Consider the following 17,648-nt stretch of genomic DNA (forward strand, 5'->3'; position numbering starts at 1 on the left):
AACCGGTCCATCTGATATATAGTAGGATATGGACTGTTAAATGTATTTGGTACCAGTGCTGGAAGGATAATCGTCAATGCGTCTTTATCTTGCTGATCTTGGACATAACCTCGTTACTGCCACGTCGGACACCTACCCGTTGGGTGTTGGAAATCTTGCAACCTATGCCCAAGCTCATGCAAAAAGCCCGACACCGATTGAGGTCGCGATCTTTCGTGATCCGCAGGAATTCAAAGCGGCCGTCGACACAGCTCCGCCCGATGTGGTCGGCTTTTCCAGCTATTCCTGGAACCACCATCTGGCCCTGTCCTTTGCCGACTACGTCAAGGCGGTCAATCCCAACAGCCTGACCCTGATGGGTGGTCCCAACTTTCCGCTGACCGAAGAAGAGCAGGACAGCTGGATCCGGACCATGCCGCAGATCGACATGCATGTGCGCGGCCCCACCTATGAGGGCGAGCGCGCGTTCCTCAGCACGCTGCAACGCTTCATCGATGTCGGCGCCCGACGCGAAGGCATGTGGGAAGAGGCCGTCGATGGCGCGCTTTACGTGCACCCAAAAACCGGAGAGATCCTGCGCGGGGCCGAGCCGCCCCGCATCCGCGATCTGGATGAAATCCCCTCGCCCTATCTGGCCGGGTTGATGGACAAGTTCTTTGACACCGGCCTGTTTGCACTGATGCAACTGGCACGGGGCTGCCCGTTCACCTGCGCGTTCTGCAATTCGGCGGTCAAATCGAACTCGAAGGTGTTCCGCCATTCGTTTGAACGCACCAAGGCCGATCTGGATTACGTCGTCGCCCGCATCAACCATGCCAGCCCGCTGTGCTTTGCGGATGACAATTTCGGCATGTATGTGCAGGACGAAGAGGTGGCCGATTACCTGGGCCATCTGATGGATCGGTACGACTGGCCCAAATACATCCGGACAACCACGGGCAAGAACCGCGGCGACCGGATCATCAAGGTGATGCGCAAGGCCAAGGGCCGGTTGCCGATGACCTCGTCGGTTCAGTCTCTGAATCCGGAAGTTCTGAAGAACATCAAACGCGACAATATCAGCCTGGACACCTATGCCGAGGTACAGCAGGAGCTGCATTCAAAGGGCATGCAATCCTATGGCGAGCTGATCCTGTGCATGCCCGGTGAAACCCGGGAATCCTTCATGGATGCCGTCGATCAGCTGATCGAAACCGGCGTCAGCCGGGTCGCGGCGCACCAGTTGATGCTGCTGCACGGCGCACCGCTGGCCAACCCCGACAGCCGCGAGAAATTCGGCTTCAAAACCCTCCATCGCGTGGTTGCCCGATGCCTGGGCAAATATACCGGCCCAACCGTGGTCGAGACCGAGGAAATGGTGGTCCAGTCCGAGAATTTCTCGTTCCAGGATTATCTGGACACCCGTGTTTTCCATCTGCTGCTGACGATCTTCTATTACGAAGACAATTTCGAAGAAGCCTTCCGGCTGGCGCGGTCCCGTGGCATCCGGCCCTTCCTGATCGTCAAGCATATGCAGGACATTCTCGATCAGGCCCCCAAACCCTTCCGGGATGCGGTGGCCGGTTATCTGGAGGAAAACCAGCAGGAGCTGTTTGAAACCCGGGCCGATTGTGTCGCCTGGGCGCAGGAAAATTATGATGATCTGATTAGCAGCGAATTGGGGGGCAATCTGCTCAGCAAATATTCGATGATTGGCCGGTTCATCGTGCTGGACGAAGCACTTGATTTCCTGAAACGGGCCATCAGCGACCTTCTGGACAAGGACGACCACGAAGCGCACGAGATGCTCGACACGATCATCAATTACTACAGCGCCGTGATGCTGCATGTGCCCTTCTCGGAAACCCTGGAACACGAACCCGTCTGGAGCTCGTCTTTCGATGTCGAGGCCTGGAGGAATTCGGGATATCAGGGCGTGCTGCAGGATTACCAGTTCGATGCCCCCCGCGAGTTCCAGACCCAGGTCGATCAAAGGGTGAAAACCACCTTGCTGTCGCGGATCGAAACCTTTGGCGAACATGCCTCGGGGCTGGGCCGGTTTACCCGAACGATGTTCGCCAATGATTTCCGGCGCAACTTCGTGTCAGGCGAAAATCAGCACGCGGCCGAATAGGTCTGGCTTTGGGCTGGGCCTATTCGCCATCCCCCAGATAGACAACTTCGCGGCCCGGGAAGGCCGCGATGATGTCTGCGTTCTGCTCGGGGCCCATATCGCGCAGGAAAATCGGTTTGCCCTCGGGCAGGAACGGATCGTTGAGATAGAGCGCAGACCCGATATCGCCCTGTGTCGAGACAAAGACCAGAGCGTTTCCAAGCCCGGCAGCCTGCCGACGTATGTCACCGGTATAGCCACCATACCCATTGTATTTCGACACCCCCCGCCATGGGGTGAAGCTGACAACAGACACCGCACACAGCAACAGGATGACGCATTGCAGGCGGCCACGATGCCGTTCGGGCAACCGGTCCCGGATGGTCTCGATCCCAGCCGCCGCCAAAGCCAGCGCCGGCAACAAAGCCGTATGCCAGTAGCGCGGCCCAAGATAGAACGTGCCCGTAAACCAGTAAAAAAACAGGGCCCCCACAAGGATCGCGAACACCACCAACATGGCCCGATCGAACCCGGTCAGCTTTCTGCCCCATATGAACGCAATCCAGACCGGAACCAGGGACCCGAATGTCCAGCCCAGAAGTTCGTAATTGAGCGCGGCAAAACCATTGATCAGATTCAGCAGACCCTCGGCCGGGCTATGCCCGACCCAGATGTCGAGCGCGCCCCAGCTCTCGGCCGGTGACCCTACATTGGGACCAAACCCATAGGCATTCTGCGTGTCGGGCCATAACCGGCTCAGGTAATCCGCTTGCGGGGTCAGCAGCGCGTCTCCGGTGATCATCAGGTTGAGCAGCAAAAAGACGCCACCCGACAGAACACCGCCCAAGGCGCAGGCGATCATCTGTCCGATCCCCCCCGGCAGGCGCCGCAGCAACCACAGGCCGGTCAAAACGCTTATGATCAACCCATCAAGCTGTCGGGTGACAAAGGCCCAGCCCAAAGCCAGACCCGCAACAAGCGCAAGCAAGACATCCCTGCGCGTTGACCCCTCCCCAGCCCTGAGCAGACACCACCATCCCAGCAGCACCATCACCAATGTCGTGGAATGTGCCATCAGCGTGCCCCCGACGGCGAGCACCCAGGGCGACGTGGCCATCAGCAACGCCACCAGATCGGCCCGTTCGCGACTGACGGCACGGCACACGATGCCATGCGCCAGCCAGACAGAGATCCCGGTCAGCACGGGGTTGACCAGCCACGGCACCCCGGCCAGCACACCCAGGCTCAGAACGATGGCCCAACCCTGTGCCGGCACGCCGATCCACTGATCGCCGCGAATGTCGAACAGGTAATATTCCAATGCGGGCTGCGCCGCTGCGGGGGGGGGCGGGCTTCCGAGGACGCCCGCAGCAAAGGTACGCGCCTGAAACAGATACGCCACCTCATCCTCGACATGAGGCACGCGGTCGAACGCCGCCCAGGCCAGAGCCGCGCTGGCCAGCATTGCAAAGACCGCGAGGGCAGCCACCGGAATGCGGGGTGCCCGGTCAGGCCCGGCAACTGTGAAAACGGCGACCAGCGTCGCCATCTGCACAAGGTTCAGCGCACCGCCGATCCCGATCTGCAAACCGAAGGCCAGATAGTACCCGTAAGCCACGTACGGCGTCGCAGAAACGCAAAAGGCCGCAGCCAGCCCCAGCAAAAGGATCAGCCGCCACCGTCCTGCTTCTGCCATCAGGCCCGTTATGGCCGCCCTTCCCTGCGGCCGCACAAGCACAAAGCCCGTCAACACCGTCTGCCCCGCCAGTATCGCCAGCATGATCAGGTTTTCAGGAGGGTTCGCGGAAATCTCAAGCCGTGGAAACCAAAGGGGTTGGGTCAACCACAACCGGGCCGCACTGCCCAGAAGCAGCGCCGCGCCAAGCAAGCCAAAAAGAAACTGGCCGCGCTGCCGGAAAACACCCCCCACAAGCAACGCAGCAATCACCACGGCCGCATACCAAAGGCGCAGTTCCGCCAATGTGGCATTGCTGCCCGGCAGGTCCGCAGCCCAGGCCGAGCTGCCGCACAAGGCCATCGCCCCGGCAAAGAGCCACATCACCCGACCTGAACGCATATTCATGCCATATGCTCGTCTTTGACAATCGCCGGGTCCCGTGCAGGACCTTCGATATTGATGCGTTCCTGTTCAGTGACGATCGGACCGCCCCGCACCTGATTGTGGATCGAGGTTATGTATTCTCCCAACATGCCGATAAACAGCATCTGGATACCTGACAGGAAGAACAGCGCGACGATGATTGTCGTGGTTCCCCGTGGAGCCAAATCCGGATTGAAGAAATAGAACACCACTGAAATGAGGGAAAACAGAATACAGCTGATGGCAATCACCAGACCACTCAGCGTACAGAACCGCATTGGGGCACGTGTGAAAGAGAAGATCGCATTCAGCGCCTGATCGGTCAGCGCCATCAGATTGTGCTTGGAAACACCTCTTTTGCGGGCCCGCCACACATACGGAACGATGATGCGGCGAAACCCGCAATTGGCGATGATGCCGCGGATATAGGGGTAGTGGTCGTTATGCGACAGCACCGCATTGAGCACTTTGCGGTCAATAAGCTGGAACTCACCCACTGATGGCTCCAGCCAGACATCGGACAGCCGGTTGACGATCGTATAAAAGATGCCGCGCGCCACGCGCATCACGATCTCCTCTTCGCGGGTGGTGCGGGCACCGGCCACCACATCGTAACCGCTTTCCCATAACTGCACGAATTCCGGGATCATGTCCGGCGGGTCCTGAAGATCCACCGGCAGGATGACGACCACGGCATCCCCTTCGGCATAACGCAACCCGTTGAAGGCGGATCGGAACACTCCAAAGTTGCGGGCGTTTACGACAACTTTCACATTCTGATCTTTTTCAGCGATCTCTCGCAGGATCTCGACAGTCCGGTCGGAGGATGCATTGTCGACAAAGATATGCTCGCACCTGTAGCCTGGCAGCTTTTCCTCAAAAATCGCTTTTACGGTTTCATAGCAATTCGCCACATTGTCTTCTTCGTTGTAGCAAGGCGAAACAATGGAAATTGTTTTGTGATTTTGTTCTAAATCTGAAGACACCAATTACCCAACCTCCAAGTTGGAAACGATTGTATCACCCGGTGCTGTATCGGATTCGCACATCGCCCAAAGTACAGGAATATTTTGCAATAACGTGCGCACACCGCCACATCTTTTGCCGATTTCACGCATTCACAACAGTCAGTTTTCTCCGACCCCTTGTTTCTTGAACATCAGTGTCATTTAGTGTGCCGGTAAATTTATCAGTTGTCAGCGTTCCAGATGAACCGAACCTTTCGAAACCGGCTATTTTCCCTGCACACCTGGCTGGGATTGCACCTGTCCATCTTCTTTACCTTCATGTTCCTGACGGGGGCAGTGCTTGTCATCGGCATCGAGGTTGAATCCATTGCCCGGCCGGAAATCTGGACCACCATTGCCAAAGAAGACCGGACGGCCAGTTTTGCGGAAATCCATGACGGCATTAAAACCGCCCATCCCGAAAGCGCTGTATTTGTAATCGAAAAATACCCCGCCCCGTGGTTCGCAGATCGAACCTTCGGACGAACCGGCTGGGGCGAAAACATCAGCTTCTGGACTGACCCGGTGACCGGAGCAGTCGTTTACGAAACGAGGGATGGCGGGTTTCGCGACATTCTGCGCGATCTGCATGATACGTTCCTGACCACCAAACGCCCCATCTTCATCCTGATCTCGGCAACATCCGTTCTGCTGCTGTATCAGATCGTCAGCGGGCTGATTACCTACCGACGTTTCTGGAAAGGGTTTTTCCGCTGGCCCAAACGCTCCGGGGGGTTCAGATCCTGGGTCGGCGCCACGCACCGGCTAACGGCCCTTTGGGCAGCGCCGCTTCTGATCCTGATTGCAATCACCAGCTTTTATTTCATGCTCGGCGGTCTGGGAATCGAAGGCACAACCCCAAAACCTCAGCCCACTTCCCCCCGTGACACCGCCCTGCCTATCGGCTTCAGTTCCGACACCCTTGAACAGGCCGAGGCAAACGCTGTTGCCGCCTTGCCGGGCCTGGAGCCGCTTGTCATGGTGCTGCCGGGAGATCCGGCTGGCACTTTTGCCTTTGAAGGCCCCGTGGTCGGTTTTGCGAAGACGAGTGGATGGGGCAGCGTATCGGTTGATCCAGTGACCCTTGAGGTGCTCGGCGCGTTCACCCCGGATGATACCCGCGGCTTCGCACGCTGGAAGGCATTGATGAACACATTGCATTTCGGCACCTGGGGTGGTGCGTTCTCATTGGGTCTCTGGGTTCTGTCAGGCTTCGTGGCCACCGGCGTTGCCCTGACGGGCGCCTTGATCTTTGCGGCCCGGCTGGCTCCTGAGGCCGCACAATACGGCCCGATCCGGCGCATCTGGCGCGGATTGGGGCTGTCCCGCTGGATCTATCTGTTGATCGTTCTGGGTATCCTGCTGACCGCGTATCAGCGCTTTGGGCCGGGCAGCTACCCGAGAGCTGGGGTCTTCCCGACCGACGCACCTGCTGCGGTGGCCTATCTGATCCTGCCCGCACCTGTGCGCCGCGATACCCCGCTTGATGTCGAAATGCTGGTTGGGGAACCCGGCATCACTGCGGCGTCCATAGCAACAGATGGGGGGGCAGAGCAGCCCGTCGAACTGGTACGGAACGGTGAAAAGGCGCAGGCATCTTTTCGCATCACCCCCAATGACACGGCCAACCGGATCACAGCCCGCCTGACAAAACCCGATGGCACTAAAAAAACCGTCACGTTCCGACTGGGGCAACCGATATGGTAAACGAAACAACACTTCCTCTGACGAATGAGAAGGCTTTTCAGGAACGGCTCAGCATCCTGCAAATGTGCTCGTTTTTCACATTCGGAGGCGGCATTCAGCGCCACATTACCGATCTGGGCGGGTCCCTGATGGCGCATGGGCACAAGGTGATCAAGGCTGGTGCCCCCGGCGAGCTTGGCGAGACCGCGGATGGCAGTGTCTTTGTACCTTTGCAACTTGACCGGGTCAGCGACCACAGTGCGAATGGCAAACTCAACCCGGCCCTCAGAATGTACTGGCTGGTACGTTCGGCCCTGACCCTGCGCCGGGCGCTCAAGGACCATAAGGTCGATATCATCCATGCGCATGAAACCGCCCCGCTTCTGACGGCTCGTCTGGCCAGTCTGGGAATGGGAATTCCCATTGTGATGACCTATCACGGCTCGTCGCCCGACCGTCTCAACGCGGTGGCCCGCGCCTGCCGACAGCAAGCCGATCTGGCGATCTGCCCCAGCGAAACCGTCATGCAATCCCTGCTGGAACGCCAGGTCGATCCCGACAAGGCGCGGGTGATGCTTTTGGGGGTACGTCCCAACCCGCCCGCCGATCCGGCAGCTGCGGATGCCCTGCGGCGCGAACTGTTGGGCGCAGATGGCACACATCTGGTTCTATCCTTGTCCCGTCTGGACCGCCAAAAGGGCCTCGACGCGATGATCGAAGTGGCCCGGCGTGTGCGGCAGGATCTGCCCGGTCTGCGGATCGTCGTCGGGGGCGAAGGCGTGCTGCGCGGCCAGGTCGAAGCCTGGGCCGAACAGGCCGGGGTTTCCGACATCATCCGTTTCCCCGGGGTGATCTCGGATGTCGCCACCTATCTCGCGGCCTCGGATCTTTATATGCTGACCTCCCGGTGGGAGGCCCTGCCGATTTCAATTGTCGAGGCGTTCCGCGCCGGGCTGCCGGTGATCGCCACCGATTGCGGCGGTGTGCGTGAATTGGTGGATGGCGATGTCGGGCGCCTGTGTGCGGTCGATGATCTTGATGCCCTGTCTCAGGCGCTGCGCGATCTTTGCATCGACCGCGCCGAATATGACCGGCTAAGCGCCAATGCCACGGCGCGCGGTGCAGAAGACAGGTTCTCGCCAGCCCATGTGCATAGCGGGTTTGAAAAGCTGTATCGGCAACTGGCCGGGCGGGGATAACCCCCGGTCAGCCCGATGCGCCGTTCTCGAAAGCACCAGCTTCCAAGGCATGGGCCAGATTGGCCCGCCCTGCACGATGCGCGGCCTGCGCGAAAGCCGCGCCGAACCGGCCCAATACCTGATCTTCACGCCAGAGCGTCTCAAACCCCTGCCGCGCCGCTGCTGCCATCTGATCCCGCGCGGCACCTCCGTTCTGAAAACGGCGCATGGCTGCAATCAGATCATCTTCGGTTTCGAACAGTTCCCCGCCCCCTGCCCGCTCCACGATCTCGGGGAACGGACCCAGCCGCCGGGCGATCACCGGCGTGCCCAGCCGGAAGCTTTCGATCAGGATGATGCCGAAGGTTTCATAACAGACCGAGGGCACGATCAGCCCCAGTGCGCCACGATAGTAAGCGTTCAACTCGTCCGGCGTCTTGCGGCCCAGGAATTTGATCCGGTCATTGCCTGCGGCCTGTGCCTTCAACTCATCCGCATAGTCACCATCACCCAGGATCAGCAGATCCGCGTCGGGATAGCGGTCAAAGGCCGGGAACACATCCTGCAACCCCTTGATCTTTTCCAACCGCCCGACAAACAGGAAATAGGGGCGTTCCTGCGCCGCCGGTTCCGGCAAGACGCTCTGATCCAGGTCGGGCAGGAAATAGGGCAGCACCTGCATGTCCTGCCGCAGGCCGAATTCACGATGTTTGGCGCGGCTGAATTCGCTTTTGGCAATGATCAGATCCATGTGATCCAGCGCCCGGTCCAGCGCACCGGTATACCGCCAGAGCTGCGGCGGACGTTTGTGCTGCAACACGCAGCGCAGGCACTGGCGCTCATCGCACAGCTCGCGCCCATGCCGCCACAGAACATGGGTGGGGCAGACCAGCCAGTGTTCATGCGCTTCATAGATTTTCAACCCCTCGCCCATCGGCAACAGGCCGGGGCCGCCGATCAGGGATGTGTTGTTGTGCCAGATGATATCCGGCTTCCGCTCGGCCAGTAACTCGCGGATGCGGGCAGCATGGACAACCGGACGGCCCAGTTGCTGGGTCAGCAGGTTCGACATCATGCCGTTGCGGCTGCGCAGCCCGATCCGCCGCACCCCGTCAGGGGTGCCTTCGGGCTGCGGTTTGCCGCCCAGAATCAGATAGCTGTCTTCGTCATGCACCACCGTCACGTCGTGCCCGCGCGCCACTAGCGCCCGCGCCATGCGCTGAATGCCGATGGCGTCACCGCCAAAGGAATAGGGGGGATAAAATGTGGTGAACATCAAAATGCGTAACGATTTCATCTATCTCTCAATTCCTTGAGTGTCAGCCGCAGGCAGGTGCCCGCCTTGCGGCCCAAGCATCGAAACCAGCAGGCGCAGCCTGTCCCGCTGGAACAGAAAAGCCAGCAAACCATAGGCCAGAACACCCGTCACCGTACCGGCAAGTAAAAGCAAAGCCGGGGACAGGCCGTCCAGTTGCCACATGACCCCCTGCACGGCCGCCACCATCCCCCCTGACAGCAGAAGCGGCGCAAGATGCTGCCGCATCAAAGCCGGCCCGGACAGCCCGGCAATATGCCCCAGATTGGCAAATTTGAGCGGCCAGACCAGCAGAAAGACAGCCACAAAACCGGCTGTGACGACCGGCAACCCATACGGGGCCAGCACCACAATCACCCCCGCCGCCAGCGCCACCTCGACCCAGGACAGAACCGCCAGACGACCGGGCTGACCGGCCGCCAGACAAAAGGTCTGCTGCACCTTTTCGGCGCACAGATACATGCCAAACACCGACATCAGGCTCAGGACCGGAGCCGCCGGAGCCCATTTCTGACCGAACAGCAGCACCAGCGCCGGTTCCGACAGAACCGCCAGCCCGGCAAAGGCCGGAAAGGCCAGAAACCCGGTCAGGCGCATGACGTCGATCAGCAAATCCGTCGCCGGACCACCATCGCGCGCCGCCGCACCAAAGGCAGGCTGCGCCACGGTGCGCAGCGGTGTGATAATCAGGAACGAGGCGGTCTCGATCACGCGCCAGGCGATTGCGTAATACCCGGCCGGAACCGGCCCCAGCATCGCGCCGATGATCACCGCAGGCGATTGCACCGCAGCCAGTTCCGCCGCGCGAAGGCCCAGAATCCGATGACTGAAATGCAAGACCCTGCGCATGTGATCCCGCGACGCATGGAATGCCGGGCGCCAGGAGACCGCCCCCCAGGCCATCACGATATTGGTGGCTGTCATCGCCAGCCGCTGACCGACCAGGCTCCAGACCCCGTATCCGGACAGCGCCATGCCAATGCCCACGACCCCTCCGACCGCCGCGCCGAGCGCTGCACGGATGGCCAGAACACGGAACCGCATTTCCCGGCGCAGGATCGCAACCGGCACCGCCGTCAGTGAAATCATCAGCACCGTTGGGGACAATCCGATCAACAATTCGCGCGCAACCGGCTCATTGTAGAAATATGAGACCGGCCCCGCCCCCAGATACAGCGCAACCGTCAACACACCCCCCAGCAGCGCCAACAGCCAGAAAACCGAGTTCAACCGCTCTGGTGACAGCGCCTCATGGGTCAGCAGAATGTCGGAAATCGTTTCACGGACCAGGAATTCGGAAAACAGCACAAAGGCTGCAACCATCGCCAGAAGACCAAAGGCCTCGACCCCTAAAATACGGGCAAGAATGGCAAAAATGATGAAATTGAACGCCTGCTCGACCCAGATACCGGCCGACATCCAGGCAACTCCGCTGCTGAAACTCTGCCGCCCTGACACCCGTTTCCTTCCTGTTGCCCGAACCCCGCCAAGTGCCGATGGACACATGGCTCAAACACTCACACCTGTTGCGCACAGTATGCGCAATTGCAAACTTGACGCCTTAACGGTCGAATTTGGTCAAATTTATTGTCTATGTTCAGTCTGTACGTGTTCGAATACTATACGCAATACAGGGAATTATGCCCGTCATGTTCCAGGCGCCACGCAATTCTTGCAGCGGGGGCTGGGGCAGGGATTATTGAGTGAATAAAAGGTTTTCATTTTCATGAACAAAGTCGCAGAGCCGATGGAGACGAACAGCACCACACCCGAAGAGCTGATCGCATCGGAAACCGCCGGCATGAGCCTGAGCGTGGTCATCCCCGCCTATAACGAGGAAAACGCCGTCCGCCACACGGTCGAGGACGTGCGCACCCATCTCGAACCGCTGGGCATTCCCTACGAGATCATCGTGGTGGACGATGCCAGCCAGGACAACACCCGCGCCGAGGCCGAGGCCAGCGGTGCCACCGTCACCTTCAATGATGTCAATTCCGGCTATGGCGCCAGCCTCAAGCGCGGGGTGCGGATGGCGCAGCATGAATATGTGGCCATTCTGGATGCCGACAGCACCTATCCCGCGCGCTACCTGCCCGGAATGCTGGCCATGTGCCGCGATCAGGACATGGTCGTGGGCGACCGGGGCGCGGCGATGAAGAACGTGCCGCTGCTGCGCCGGCCCGCCAAGAAATTCCTGTTCGCCTTTGCCTCGTTCCTGGCCGAGCGCAAGATCAACGATCTGAATTCCGGCCTGCGGGTGTTTCGCAAATCCGAGCTGATCCCGTTCCTGCCGCTCTTGCCGCAGAATTTTTCCTTCACCACCACGATCACGCTGTGCATGACCTCGAACGGCAAGCGGATGATCTATACGCCGATCGAATACGGCAAGCGGGTGGGCAAATCGAAAATCCGGCCGATCGACTTCATCAATTTTATTATCCTGATCTTGCGGATCAGCACATTGTTCAATCCGCTGCGGGTTTTCATCCCTATGGGGCTGGTGTTTTTTGCTCTGGGGACTGTGAAGTTCATTATCGACCTCACCTACCTGAACCTCAGCGGAACCACGGTGTTCGCGTTCCTTGCTGCGATCATGATCTGGTCATTGGGATTGATCGCCGACATGATCTCACGGCTGCATCTCAGACCCTGATTGGGCATGATACAAACTTTCTGAAGCAGTAAAGGAATGCACACGTGACGGATGTCTCCCCTTCAGATGGCAGCACTGAAAGACCCCATATCATCATTCTGGGCGCCGGGCCGGCCGGTCTGGCCGCAGCCCATGCCCTGACCGGGCAGGCGAAAGTGACCGTGATCGAACGCGCGCCCAGTGCCGGGGGCAATTCGGCCTCATTCCCGATTGAGGGCGTGATCTGTGATTACGGCTCGCACAGGTTTCATCCGGCGGCAGAGCCCGAGGTTCTGGCCGATGTGAAATCCCTGCTGGGTGACGATCTGCTGCTGCGCCCCCGCCACGGGCGCATCCGGCTGGGCGGCAAATGGATTCACTTTCCGCTGAAACTGACCGATGCGCTGATGCGCCTGCCCAAACCCTTTGCCGCGTCGCTGATCGGCGACATGGTGCTGAAACCCTTCCGCAAGAAAAGCGAAGGCCCCGAGACATTCTCGACCGTGCTGTATGACGGGCTGGGGCCGACAATTTCGGACAATTTCTATTTCCCATACGTGCGCAAGCTTTGGGGGCTGGATCCGGACAAGCTGGCGGTGAAACTGGCCGAACGTCGGGTGGGCAGCGGATCGGTCGGCAAGATCCTGATGAAGATGCTGCGCCTGTTGCCGGGGCTGCGCAGTGAAACGGCGGGGCGGTTCTTTTATCCGCGCAAGGGGTTCGGGCAAATCTCGGACGCGATGCGCAACAGTGCCGAGGCCAATGGCGCCACCTTCCTGTTCAATACCGAAATCACCGCCATCGAACGGGACGGCAATCGCATCACCGGGTTGACGATCCGCGACGAAGAGGGCGAGCGGCACCTGACCGGCGATCTGATCCTGTCGACCATCCCGCTGACCGGGTTGACGCGCCTGATCAGCGACCCTCCGGCAGAGGTGGTCGAGGCCGCCCGCGCCATCCGCTTCCGCGGCATGATCCTGCTGTATCTGGTGCTGGAGACAGACCAGTTCACCGAGTTCGATGCGCATTATTTCCCGGAACTGTCGATCCCGATCAGCCGCATGTCCGAGCCCAAGAACTATAACGCCAGTGGCGCGCCGAAGGGCATCACCGTTCTGTGCGCCGAGTTGCCCTGCGACCCGGATGAAAAATGGTGGTCCATGTCCAACGAGGAGTTGGGGCAAGAATTCACCAAATGGCTGGGGCAACTGGGCCTGCCCGTCACCGTGCCGGTGCGCCGCTGCGAAACCCGGCGGCTGAGCCATGCCTATCCGGTCTACGATGTGGGCTATGAAGACCGGTTCGATACGGTTGATCAGTGGCTCTCAAATCTGGACGGATTGCTCGTATTTGGACGGCAGGGCCTGTTCGCCCATGATAATACGCACCACGCATTTGCCATGGCCTATGGCGCGGCGGATTGCATCGACGACAAGGGCAATATCGACCGCGCGAAATGGAACAGCTATCGTGAGGTCTTTGCCACCCATGTGGTGGAAGACTGACCATGCCCGCCTGGCAGGCCGATATCCTGATGTATCATTCGATCTCGGACGCGCCGGGGCCAACCTCGATCGCACCCGACATCTTTGCGGCACAGATGCGGGCGCTGGCGGCGTCCGACCTGCCGGTGGTGACGCCGGACGCGCTGGCCAACCCGCCTGCCCCCCGTGTGGTCATCATCAGCTTCGATGACGGGTTCCAGGATTTCGCCGATACCGCCTGGCCGATCCTGCGCGAACTTGGCTTCTGCCCGATCGTCTATCTGCCCTCGGGCCTGATGGGTGGCACCGACAGCTGGGCCGGGGGCAACATCCCGCCCCGCCCGCTGATGGATTGGGACCGGATCGAAACACTGGCCGGTGAGGGGGTTTGCTTCGGGGCGCATAGTGTCAGCCATCCCGATCTGTCGACGCTGGATGCAGAGACCTTGGAGGATGAAGTCAGCGGATCCGGTCAGGATATTGCCGCCCGGCTTGGTCAACCCGTCCGGCATTTCGCCCCGCCCTATGGCGCGTCGAACCCGAGTGTACGCGCACAGATTGCCCGGCACTACGACACCTCGGTCGGCACCCGTCTGGGCGTGGCCGGACCGAAAGATGACATCCACGACCTGCCGCGGCTCGAGATGTTCTATTTCGCCGACATCGCCCGCTGGCAGGCTCATCTTGCCGGGCGCGGCGGGGCCTATCTGGCGGCCCGCAAACTGATGCGCGGCGTGCGAAGCGGGCTGAGCAGGGTGCTGCCCATCAACTGAGTGTCAGGCTTCGGGTGCAAGCGTTCCGATCCGGTGGGCATTCGCCATCACACTGAATGTAATTGTCGTCGCGGGGATGGTCGGCAGGACAGAGGCATCAACGACGTGAATGCGCGTCGCGCCATGCGGGCGCCCCAGCACATCGCTTTCACCCGGGCCCGGGTCATCCGACATCGGCAGATCACCTCCGACATGAAAACTGGCCCCCGGTGCCCCGAACCGCGCTGCAAAAGACAGGCTGGTCAGACCAAGCCCCCGCAAGGCCCGGCCATAGCGCGCAAGCGCTGCCCGCATTGTCTCGGCAGTTGCGGGATTTTCTTTCAGTTCCGGGCGTAACCGCCCATCCTCTGCCAGACGCAAGGCTATTTCATGCGAATGATCGGAATGCAGGAAAACCTGCGCCACGATCAGACGTCGGGCCAGCGCCTCAAGCAGCGGCCCGCTGCCGGGTATCCGGCGGCCATAGTTCTGTTTCAGATCGCGGGCATAGTATTCATTCCAGGTATAGATCTGCGCGTGAACCAGTTGCCGCGACACGGTCGGGTCATCCAGTTCGGCAAAAAGCTGCGGCAGCGTCTGATAGGGAAAAACATCGGGCCGCCTGGGTGCCCGCCAGCGGTGCAGCATCGGCAGAAAGGCCTGCTGGCTGTCTTTCAACACCAGCTCCTTGCCCCGCAAGCCGGGTGACGCCAACAGGATACGCGCGCTTTCCAGCACCCCGGCGGCCAGAAACACCCGATTTCCGCGGATGTCGCTGCCATCTGCCAGAGTGACGACAACATCGTCGCCTTCCTCGCGGACCTGCCGCACCACGTGATCCGCGCGGTAAGTAAAGCCCGGCTCTGCCTGCAGTGTTGTACGCGCCTGCCGAGCCGACCAGATCAACGACCACGGGCACCCGTGCAGACACAATCCACAGGTCTGACATCCCGGTCCAACCGCCTGACGCGCAAGACCGACATGCATTCCCACCCCCTGCAATGCCTTCGCCTTCTGCCTGGACCGGGCCAGCAGCATCTCGGCCTGCGCGGTTGGCGGAATGGGAGTTCGACCTGTCATATCGCAGGCGGGAAAGAGGTCTTGCAGCCCATCTTTTTGCCCGGACACAGGCATTATGTCCGCCACCGCGCTGTAATGTGGGGCAAGATCATCGGTCGTTATGGGCCAGTCGTCGATATCCGCCTGCCGATACGGCAAAACCGCAGCGCCCCAGACATTGGACAGCCCGCCCGCCGCCCGCGACGCGCGCAAAGCAAACCAATCCGCCCCTTCCGCCAGTGTACGCGCAGGTGAGGCCAGCGCATAACCGGATCCATAGCGCCACACCTCGCCCTCCAGGGCCTGAAACTGAGGCTCCATCCAGGCTGTACGCGCCTCGGCACTCCAGTCTTCGGCGCGTGTTCGAGACATCTGCTGCACCCGGTCCGTGACCCCGGGCCCTGGTTCCACCCCGGCATCCAGCATCGTGACGTTTCGCCCTCGCGCCAGCAAGGCCCGGGCGACGGAAACCCCGGCAGGCCCGGACCCTATGACAAGATCGCTCACTGCGCCTTTACTGCCCGGACCAGAACCAGCATTTCATAGTTAGGATCATGGGTGGACAGTTCTTCGGGCGCAATTTCACTGGCCCCAAGGCCATGCAGGTTGCAGATGCAGGTAAAGACGTTGCCAACGGTCGACACCTCGACATTCTCTGCCGGGAAGACCGCCCGGAACAGGCGGCGCTTGGACTGGCTGGTGAAATGCCAGTATTCGCCCCAGTCATCCACGCCTTCGCGCCGCGCCACACGGGTCATCCCATGCGAGGTGCACAGCACCACGCCACCGGGTTTCAGAATGCGTTCCAGCGTTGCAATCGCCTTGTCGACCTCAAAGATCATCTGAAGGGTCTGGGTGATGATGATGCAGTCGAAACTGTTGTCGGGAATATGCGGCGCATCGGTGATATCCGCCACGATGGTCGCTTGTGGATTGCCCTCGACATAGCTCAGTACATCCGCCTGCGTGACCCGGTCACCGCCGAATTTCTTCGTATAGGCCGGATCGCCGAATTCCAGAACCCGGCCACGGATATCGTCGCTGTGGTTTTGCAGGAATTCTTCCATGTAATGGCGTTCGATGGTCAGCAGGTCGCGATCCTGCCCGAACACGGCACTGATCGGCGACAATCGCCGTAAGCCGCCGAAATCGACCGACCCAACCGGCACCGACTGAAGATTGTGCAACCGTTGTTGTTTACGGATCCATTTGCGCAGCCGGTCCGGCAGCAGCACGGTCGCGGTGTCGCGCACCAGCTTTTCAACTCTTTGTCCCGGTGTCATCGTGTTTGGCTCTTCATGCGTAGGCTTTGGCGCGTTTCTCGGCCATGATATCGGCGATGATATCATCCAGCGTGCGCGCCGGGCTGAACCCGGTGAACCGCCGCAGCTTGGACACATCGGGCAGACGGCGGGCCATGTCTTCGAACCCTTCGGGATAGACCTCTTCGTAAGGCACCAGCCGGATTTCCGAGGTTGAGCCCGTCATCGCGATGACCTTTTCGGCCAGCCCCCGGATCGTCACTTCCTGTTCACCACCGATATTGAAGACCTGCCCCCGGGCTTCGGGGACATCGAGCAGACGCACAAGCGCCTCGATCACATCGGCCACATGGCTGAAACAGCGCGATTGCTCGCCGGTGCCATGAACCTGAATGGGCTGATCCGTCAGCGCCGCTTCGATGAAGTTCGGAACAACCATGCCATAACGCCCGGTCTGGCGCGGACCGGTCGTGTTGAAAAAGCGCAGGACGATCACCGGTAGATCAACCTCGCGCGCATAGGCCAGTGCCATGAACTCATCCAGCGTTTTGGCGCAGGCATAAGACCAGCGCAGAATGCTTGTGGCGCCAATCGTTAGGTCGTCATCCTCGTTGAACGGGAACTTCGATGCCTTGCCGTAGACCTCGGAACTGGAGGCGATGAAGACCAGGGGCTTGTGGCGCAGGGCCGCGCGCAACACGTTCTGCGTGCCGTCCACATTGGTCGCAATCGACTGGCTGGGCTGATCCATGATCAGCTTGACCCCGACCGCGGCGGCCATGTGAAACACCGCGTCAGCAGCCCCGACCAGTTCCTCGACCAATGTGGCATCCAGAACGCTGCCTTCGACAAAACGAAAGGCGGAATGATCCTGAACGGAAGACAGGTTTTGCAGCGATCCGGTGGACAGGTCATCCAGCACCGTCACCTCATGCCCATTGCCAATCAGGCGCTCGGCCAGATGTGATCCGATAAAACCGGCCCCGCCCGTGATCAAAATTTGCATGAAAAACCCTCGTACCAACAGAATCCACTCTAATGCCACAGGCTTAGCATAGGGATCGGTGGCCACCAAAT

General features: G+C 60.2%; 13 protein-coding genes. 6 read left to right on the plus strand and 7 right to left on the minus strand.

Going from position 1 to position 17,648, the window contains the following annotated elements; genetic code table 11:
* Positions 1-76 precede the first annotated feature (76 nt).
* Complete coding sequence (locus ACR0LI_RS19025; protein ID WP_480719033.1) at positions 77-2,113, plus strand: B12-binding domain-containing radical SAM protein; 2,037 nt, start codon at positions 77-79, stop codon at positions 2,111-2,113.
* Between the two features lie 19 nt (positions 2,114-2,132).
* Here ACR0LI_RS19025 and ACR0LI_RS19030 read toward each other — a convergent pair whose 3' ends face one another.
* Together ACR0LI_RS19030 and ACR0LI_RS19035 are read right to left on the minus strand one after the other, a co-directional pair.
* On the minus strand, positions 2,133-4,175 hold the full coding sequence (locus ACR0LI_RS19030) for a hypothetical protein (protein ID WP_480719034.1): 2,043 nt from the start codon (positions 4,173-4,175) through the stop codon (positions 2,133-2,135).
* Positions 4,172-5,179: a glycosyltransferase gene (locus ACR0LI_RS19035; RefSeq protein WP_480719035.1), complete on the minus strand. Its 1,008-nt coding sequence runs from the start codon at positions 5,177-5,179 to the stop codon at positions 4,172-4,174. The genes ACR0LI_RS19030 and ACR0LI_RS19035 overlap by 4 nt, the downstream gene beginning before the upstream one ends.
* Before the next feature lie 222 nt (positions 5,180-5,401).
* Here ACR0LI_RS19035 and ACR0LI_RS19040 point away from each other — a divergent pair, with 222 nt between their 5' ends.
* Both ACR0LI_RS19040 and ACR0LI_RS19045 read left to right on the plus strand, forming a co-directional pair.
* Positions 5,402-6,907 (plus strand): PepSY-associated TM helix domain-containing protein, encoded by a 1,506-nt coding sequence (locus ACR0LI_RS19040; RefSeq protein ID WP_480719036.1) that lies wholly within the window; start codon positions 5,402-5,404, stop codon positions 6,905-6,907.
* The gene (locus ACR0LI_RS19045) at positions 6,901-8,085 is read left to right on the plus strand and encodes a glycosyltransferase family 4 protein (protein ID WP_209835485.1); all 1,185 of its coding nucleotides are present in this window, start codon (positions 6,901-6,903) and stop codon (positions 8,083-8,085) included. Before ACR0LI_RS19040 ends, ACR0LI_RS19045 begins: the two co-directional genes overlap by 7 nt.
* A gap of 7 nt (positions 8,086-8,092) precedes the next feature.
* Here the strand turns inward: ACR0LI_RS19045 and ACR0LI_RS19050 are convergent, their stop codons facing one another.
* Together ACR0LI_RS19050 and ACR0LI_RS19055 are read right to left on the minus strand one after the other, a co-directional pair.
* Positions 8,093-9,361 (minus strand): glycosyltransferase, encoded by a 1,269-nt coding sequence (locus ACR0LI_RS19050; RefSeq protein ID WP_480719037.1) that lies wholly within the window; start codon positions 9,359-9,361, stop codon positions 8,093-8,095.
* Positions 9,362-10,798 (minus strand): lipopolysaccharide biosynthesis protein, encoded by a 1,437-nt coding sequence (locus ACR0LI_RS19055; protein ID WP_480719038.1) that lies wholly within the window; start codon positions 10,796-10,798, stop codon positions 9,362-9,364.
* A gap of 307 nt (positions 10,799-11,105) precedes the next feature.
* On the opposite strand from ACR0LI_RS19055, the gene ACR0LI_RS19060 reads away from it, so the two are divergent.
* Genes ACR0LI_RS19060 through ACR0LI_RS19070 form a run of 3 tightly spaced genes read left to right on the plus strand, consistent with a single transcriptional unit; the run spans position 11,106 to position 14,271 of the window.
* Positions 11,106-12,032, plus strand: a complete 927-nt coding sequence (locus ACR0LI_RS19060; RefSeq protein WP_171725042.1) for a glycosyltransferase family 2 protein — start codon at positions 11,106-11,108, stop codon at positions 12,030-12,032.
* A gap of 44 nt (positions 12,033-12,076) precedes the next feature.
* The gene (locus ACR0LI_RS19065; RefSeq protein ID WP_480719039.1) at positions 12,077-13,519 is read left to right on the plus strand and encodes a protoporphyrinogen/coproporphyrinogen oxidase; all 1,443 of its coding nucleotides are present in this window, start codon (positions 12,077-12,079) and stop codon (positions 13,517-13,519) included.
* A gap of 2 nt (positions 13,520-13,521) precedes the next feature.
* Positions 13,522-14,271, plus strand: a complete 750-nt coding sequence (locus tag ACR0LI_RS19070; RefSeq protein ID WP_480719040.1) for a polysaccharide deacetylase family protein — start codon at positions 13,522-13,524, stop codon at positions 14,269-14,271.
* A 3-nt stretch (positions 14,272-14,274) separates the two neighbouring features.
* Here the strand turns inward: ACR0LI_RS19070 and ACR0LI_RS19075 are convergent, their stop codons facing one another.
* Genes ACR0LI_RS19075 through ACR0LI_RS19085 form a run of 3 tightly spaced genes read right to left on the minus strand, consistent with a single transcriptional unit; the run spans position 14,275 to position 17,577 of the window.
* Positions 14,275-15,816: a GMC oxidoreductase gene (locus ACR0LI_RS19075; RefSeq protein ID WP_480719041.1), complete on the minus strand. Its 1,542-nt coding sequence runs from the start codon at positions 15,814-15,816 to the stop codon at positions 14,275-14,277.
* On the minus strand, positions 15,813-16,592 hold the full coding sequence (locus tag ACR0LI_RS19080) for a class I SAM-dependent methyltransferase (protein WP_170347056.1): 780 nt from the start codon (positions 16,590-16,592) through the stop codon (positions 15,813-15,815). Before ACR0LI_RS19080 ends, ACR0LI_RS19075 begins: the two co-directional genes overlap by 4 nt.
* 13 nt (positions 16,593-16,605) lie before the next feature.
* Positions 16,606-17,577: an NAD-dependent epimerase/dehydratase family protein gene (locus ACR0LI_RS19085; protein WP_171725045.1), complete on the minus strand. Its 972-nt coding sequence runs from the start codon at positions 17,575-17,577 to the stop codon at positions 16,606-16,608.
* Between the last annotated feature and the right edge of the window lie 71 nt (positions 17,578-17,648).

Source organism: Ruegeria sp. CL7 (assembly GCF_056536445.1).

Bases quoted from the DNA above. Each gene is read 5' to 3' on its own strand.
- ACR0LI_RS19025 (WP_480719033.1), top strand. From the start codon at position 77: ATGCGTCTTTATCTTGCTGATCTTGGACATAACCTCGTTACTGCCACG.
- ACR0LI_RS19030 (WP_480719034.1), bottom strand. From the start codon at position 4,175: ATGAATATGCGTTCAGGTCGGGTGATGTGGCTCTTTGCCGGGGCGATG.
- ACR0LI_RS19040 (WP_480719036.1), top strand. From the start codon at position 5,402: ATGAACCGAACCTTTCGAAACCGGCTATTTTCCCTGCACACCTGGCTG.
- ACR0LI_RS19045 (WP_209835485.1), top strand. From the start codon at position 6,901: ATGGTAAACGAAACAACACTTCCTCTGACGAATGAGAAGGCTTTTCAG.
- ACR0LI_RS19050 (WP_480719037.1), bottom strand. From the start codon at position 9,361: ATGAAATCGTTACGCATTTTGATGTTCACCACATTTTATCCCCCCTAT.
- ACR0LI_RS19055 (WP_480719038.1), bottom strand. From the start codon at position 10,798: ATGTCGGCCGGTATCTGGGTCGAGCAGGCGTTCAATTTCATCATTTTT.
- ACR0LI_RS19060 (WP_171725042.1), top strand. From the start codon at position 11,106: ATGAACAAAGTCGCAGAGCCGATGGAGACGAACAGCACCACACCCGAA.
- ACR0LI_RS19070 (WP_480719040.1), top strand. From the start codon at position 13,522: ATGCCCGCCTGGCAGGCCGATATCCTGATGTATCATTCGATCTCGGAC.
- ACR0LI_RS19080 (WP_170347056.1), bottom strand. From the start codon at position 16,592: ATGACACCGGGACAAAGAGTTGAAAAGCTGGTGCGCGACACCGCGACC.
- ACR0LI_RS19085 (WP_171725045.1), bottom strand. From the start codon at position 17,577: ATGCAAATTTTGATCACGGGCGGGGCCGGTTTTATCGGATCACATCTG.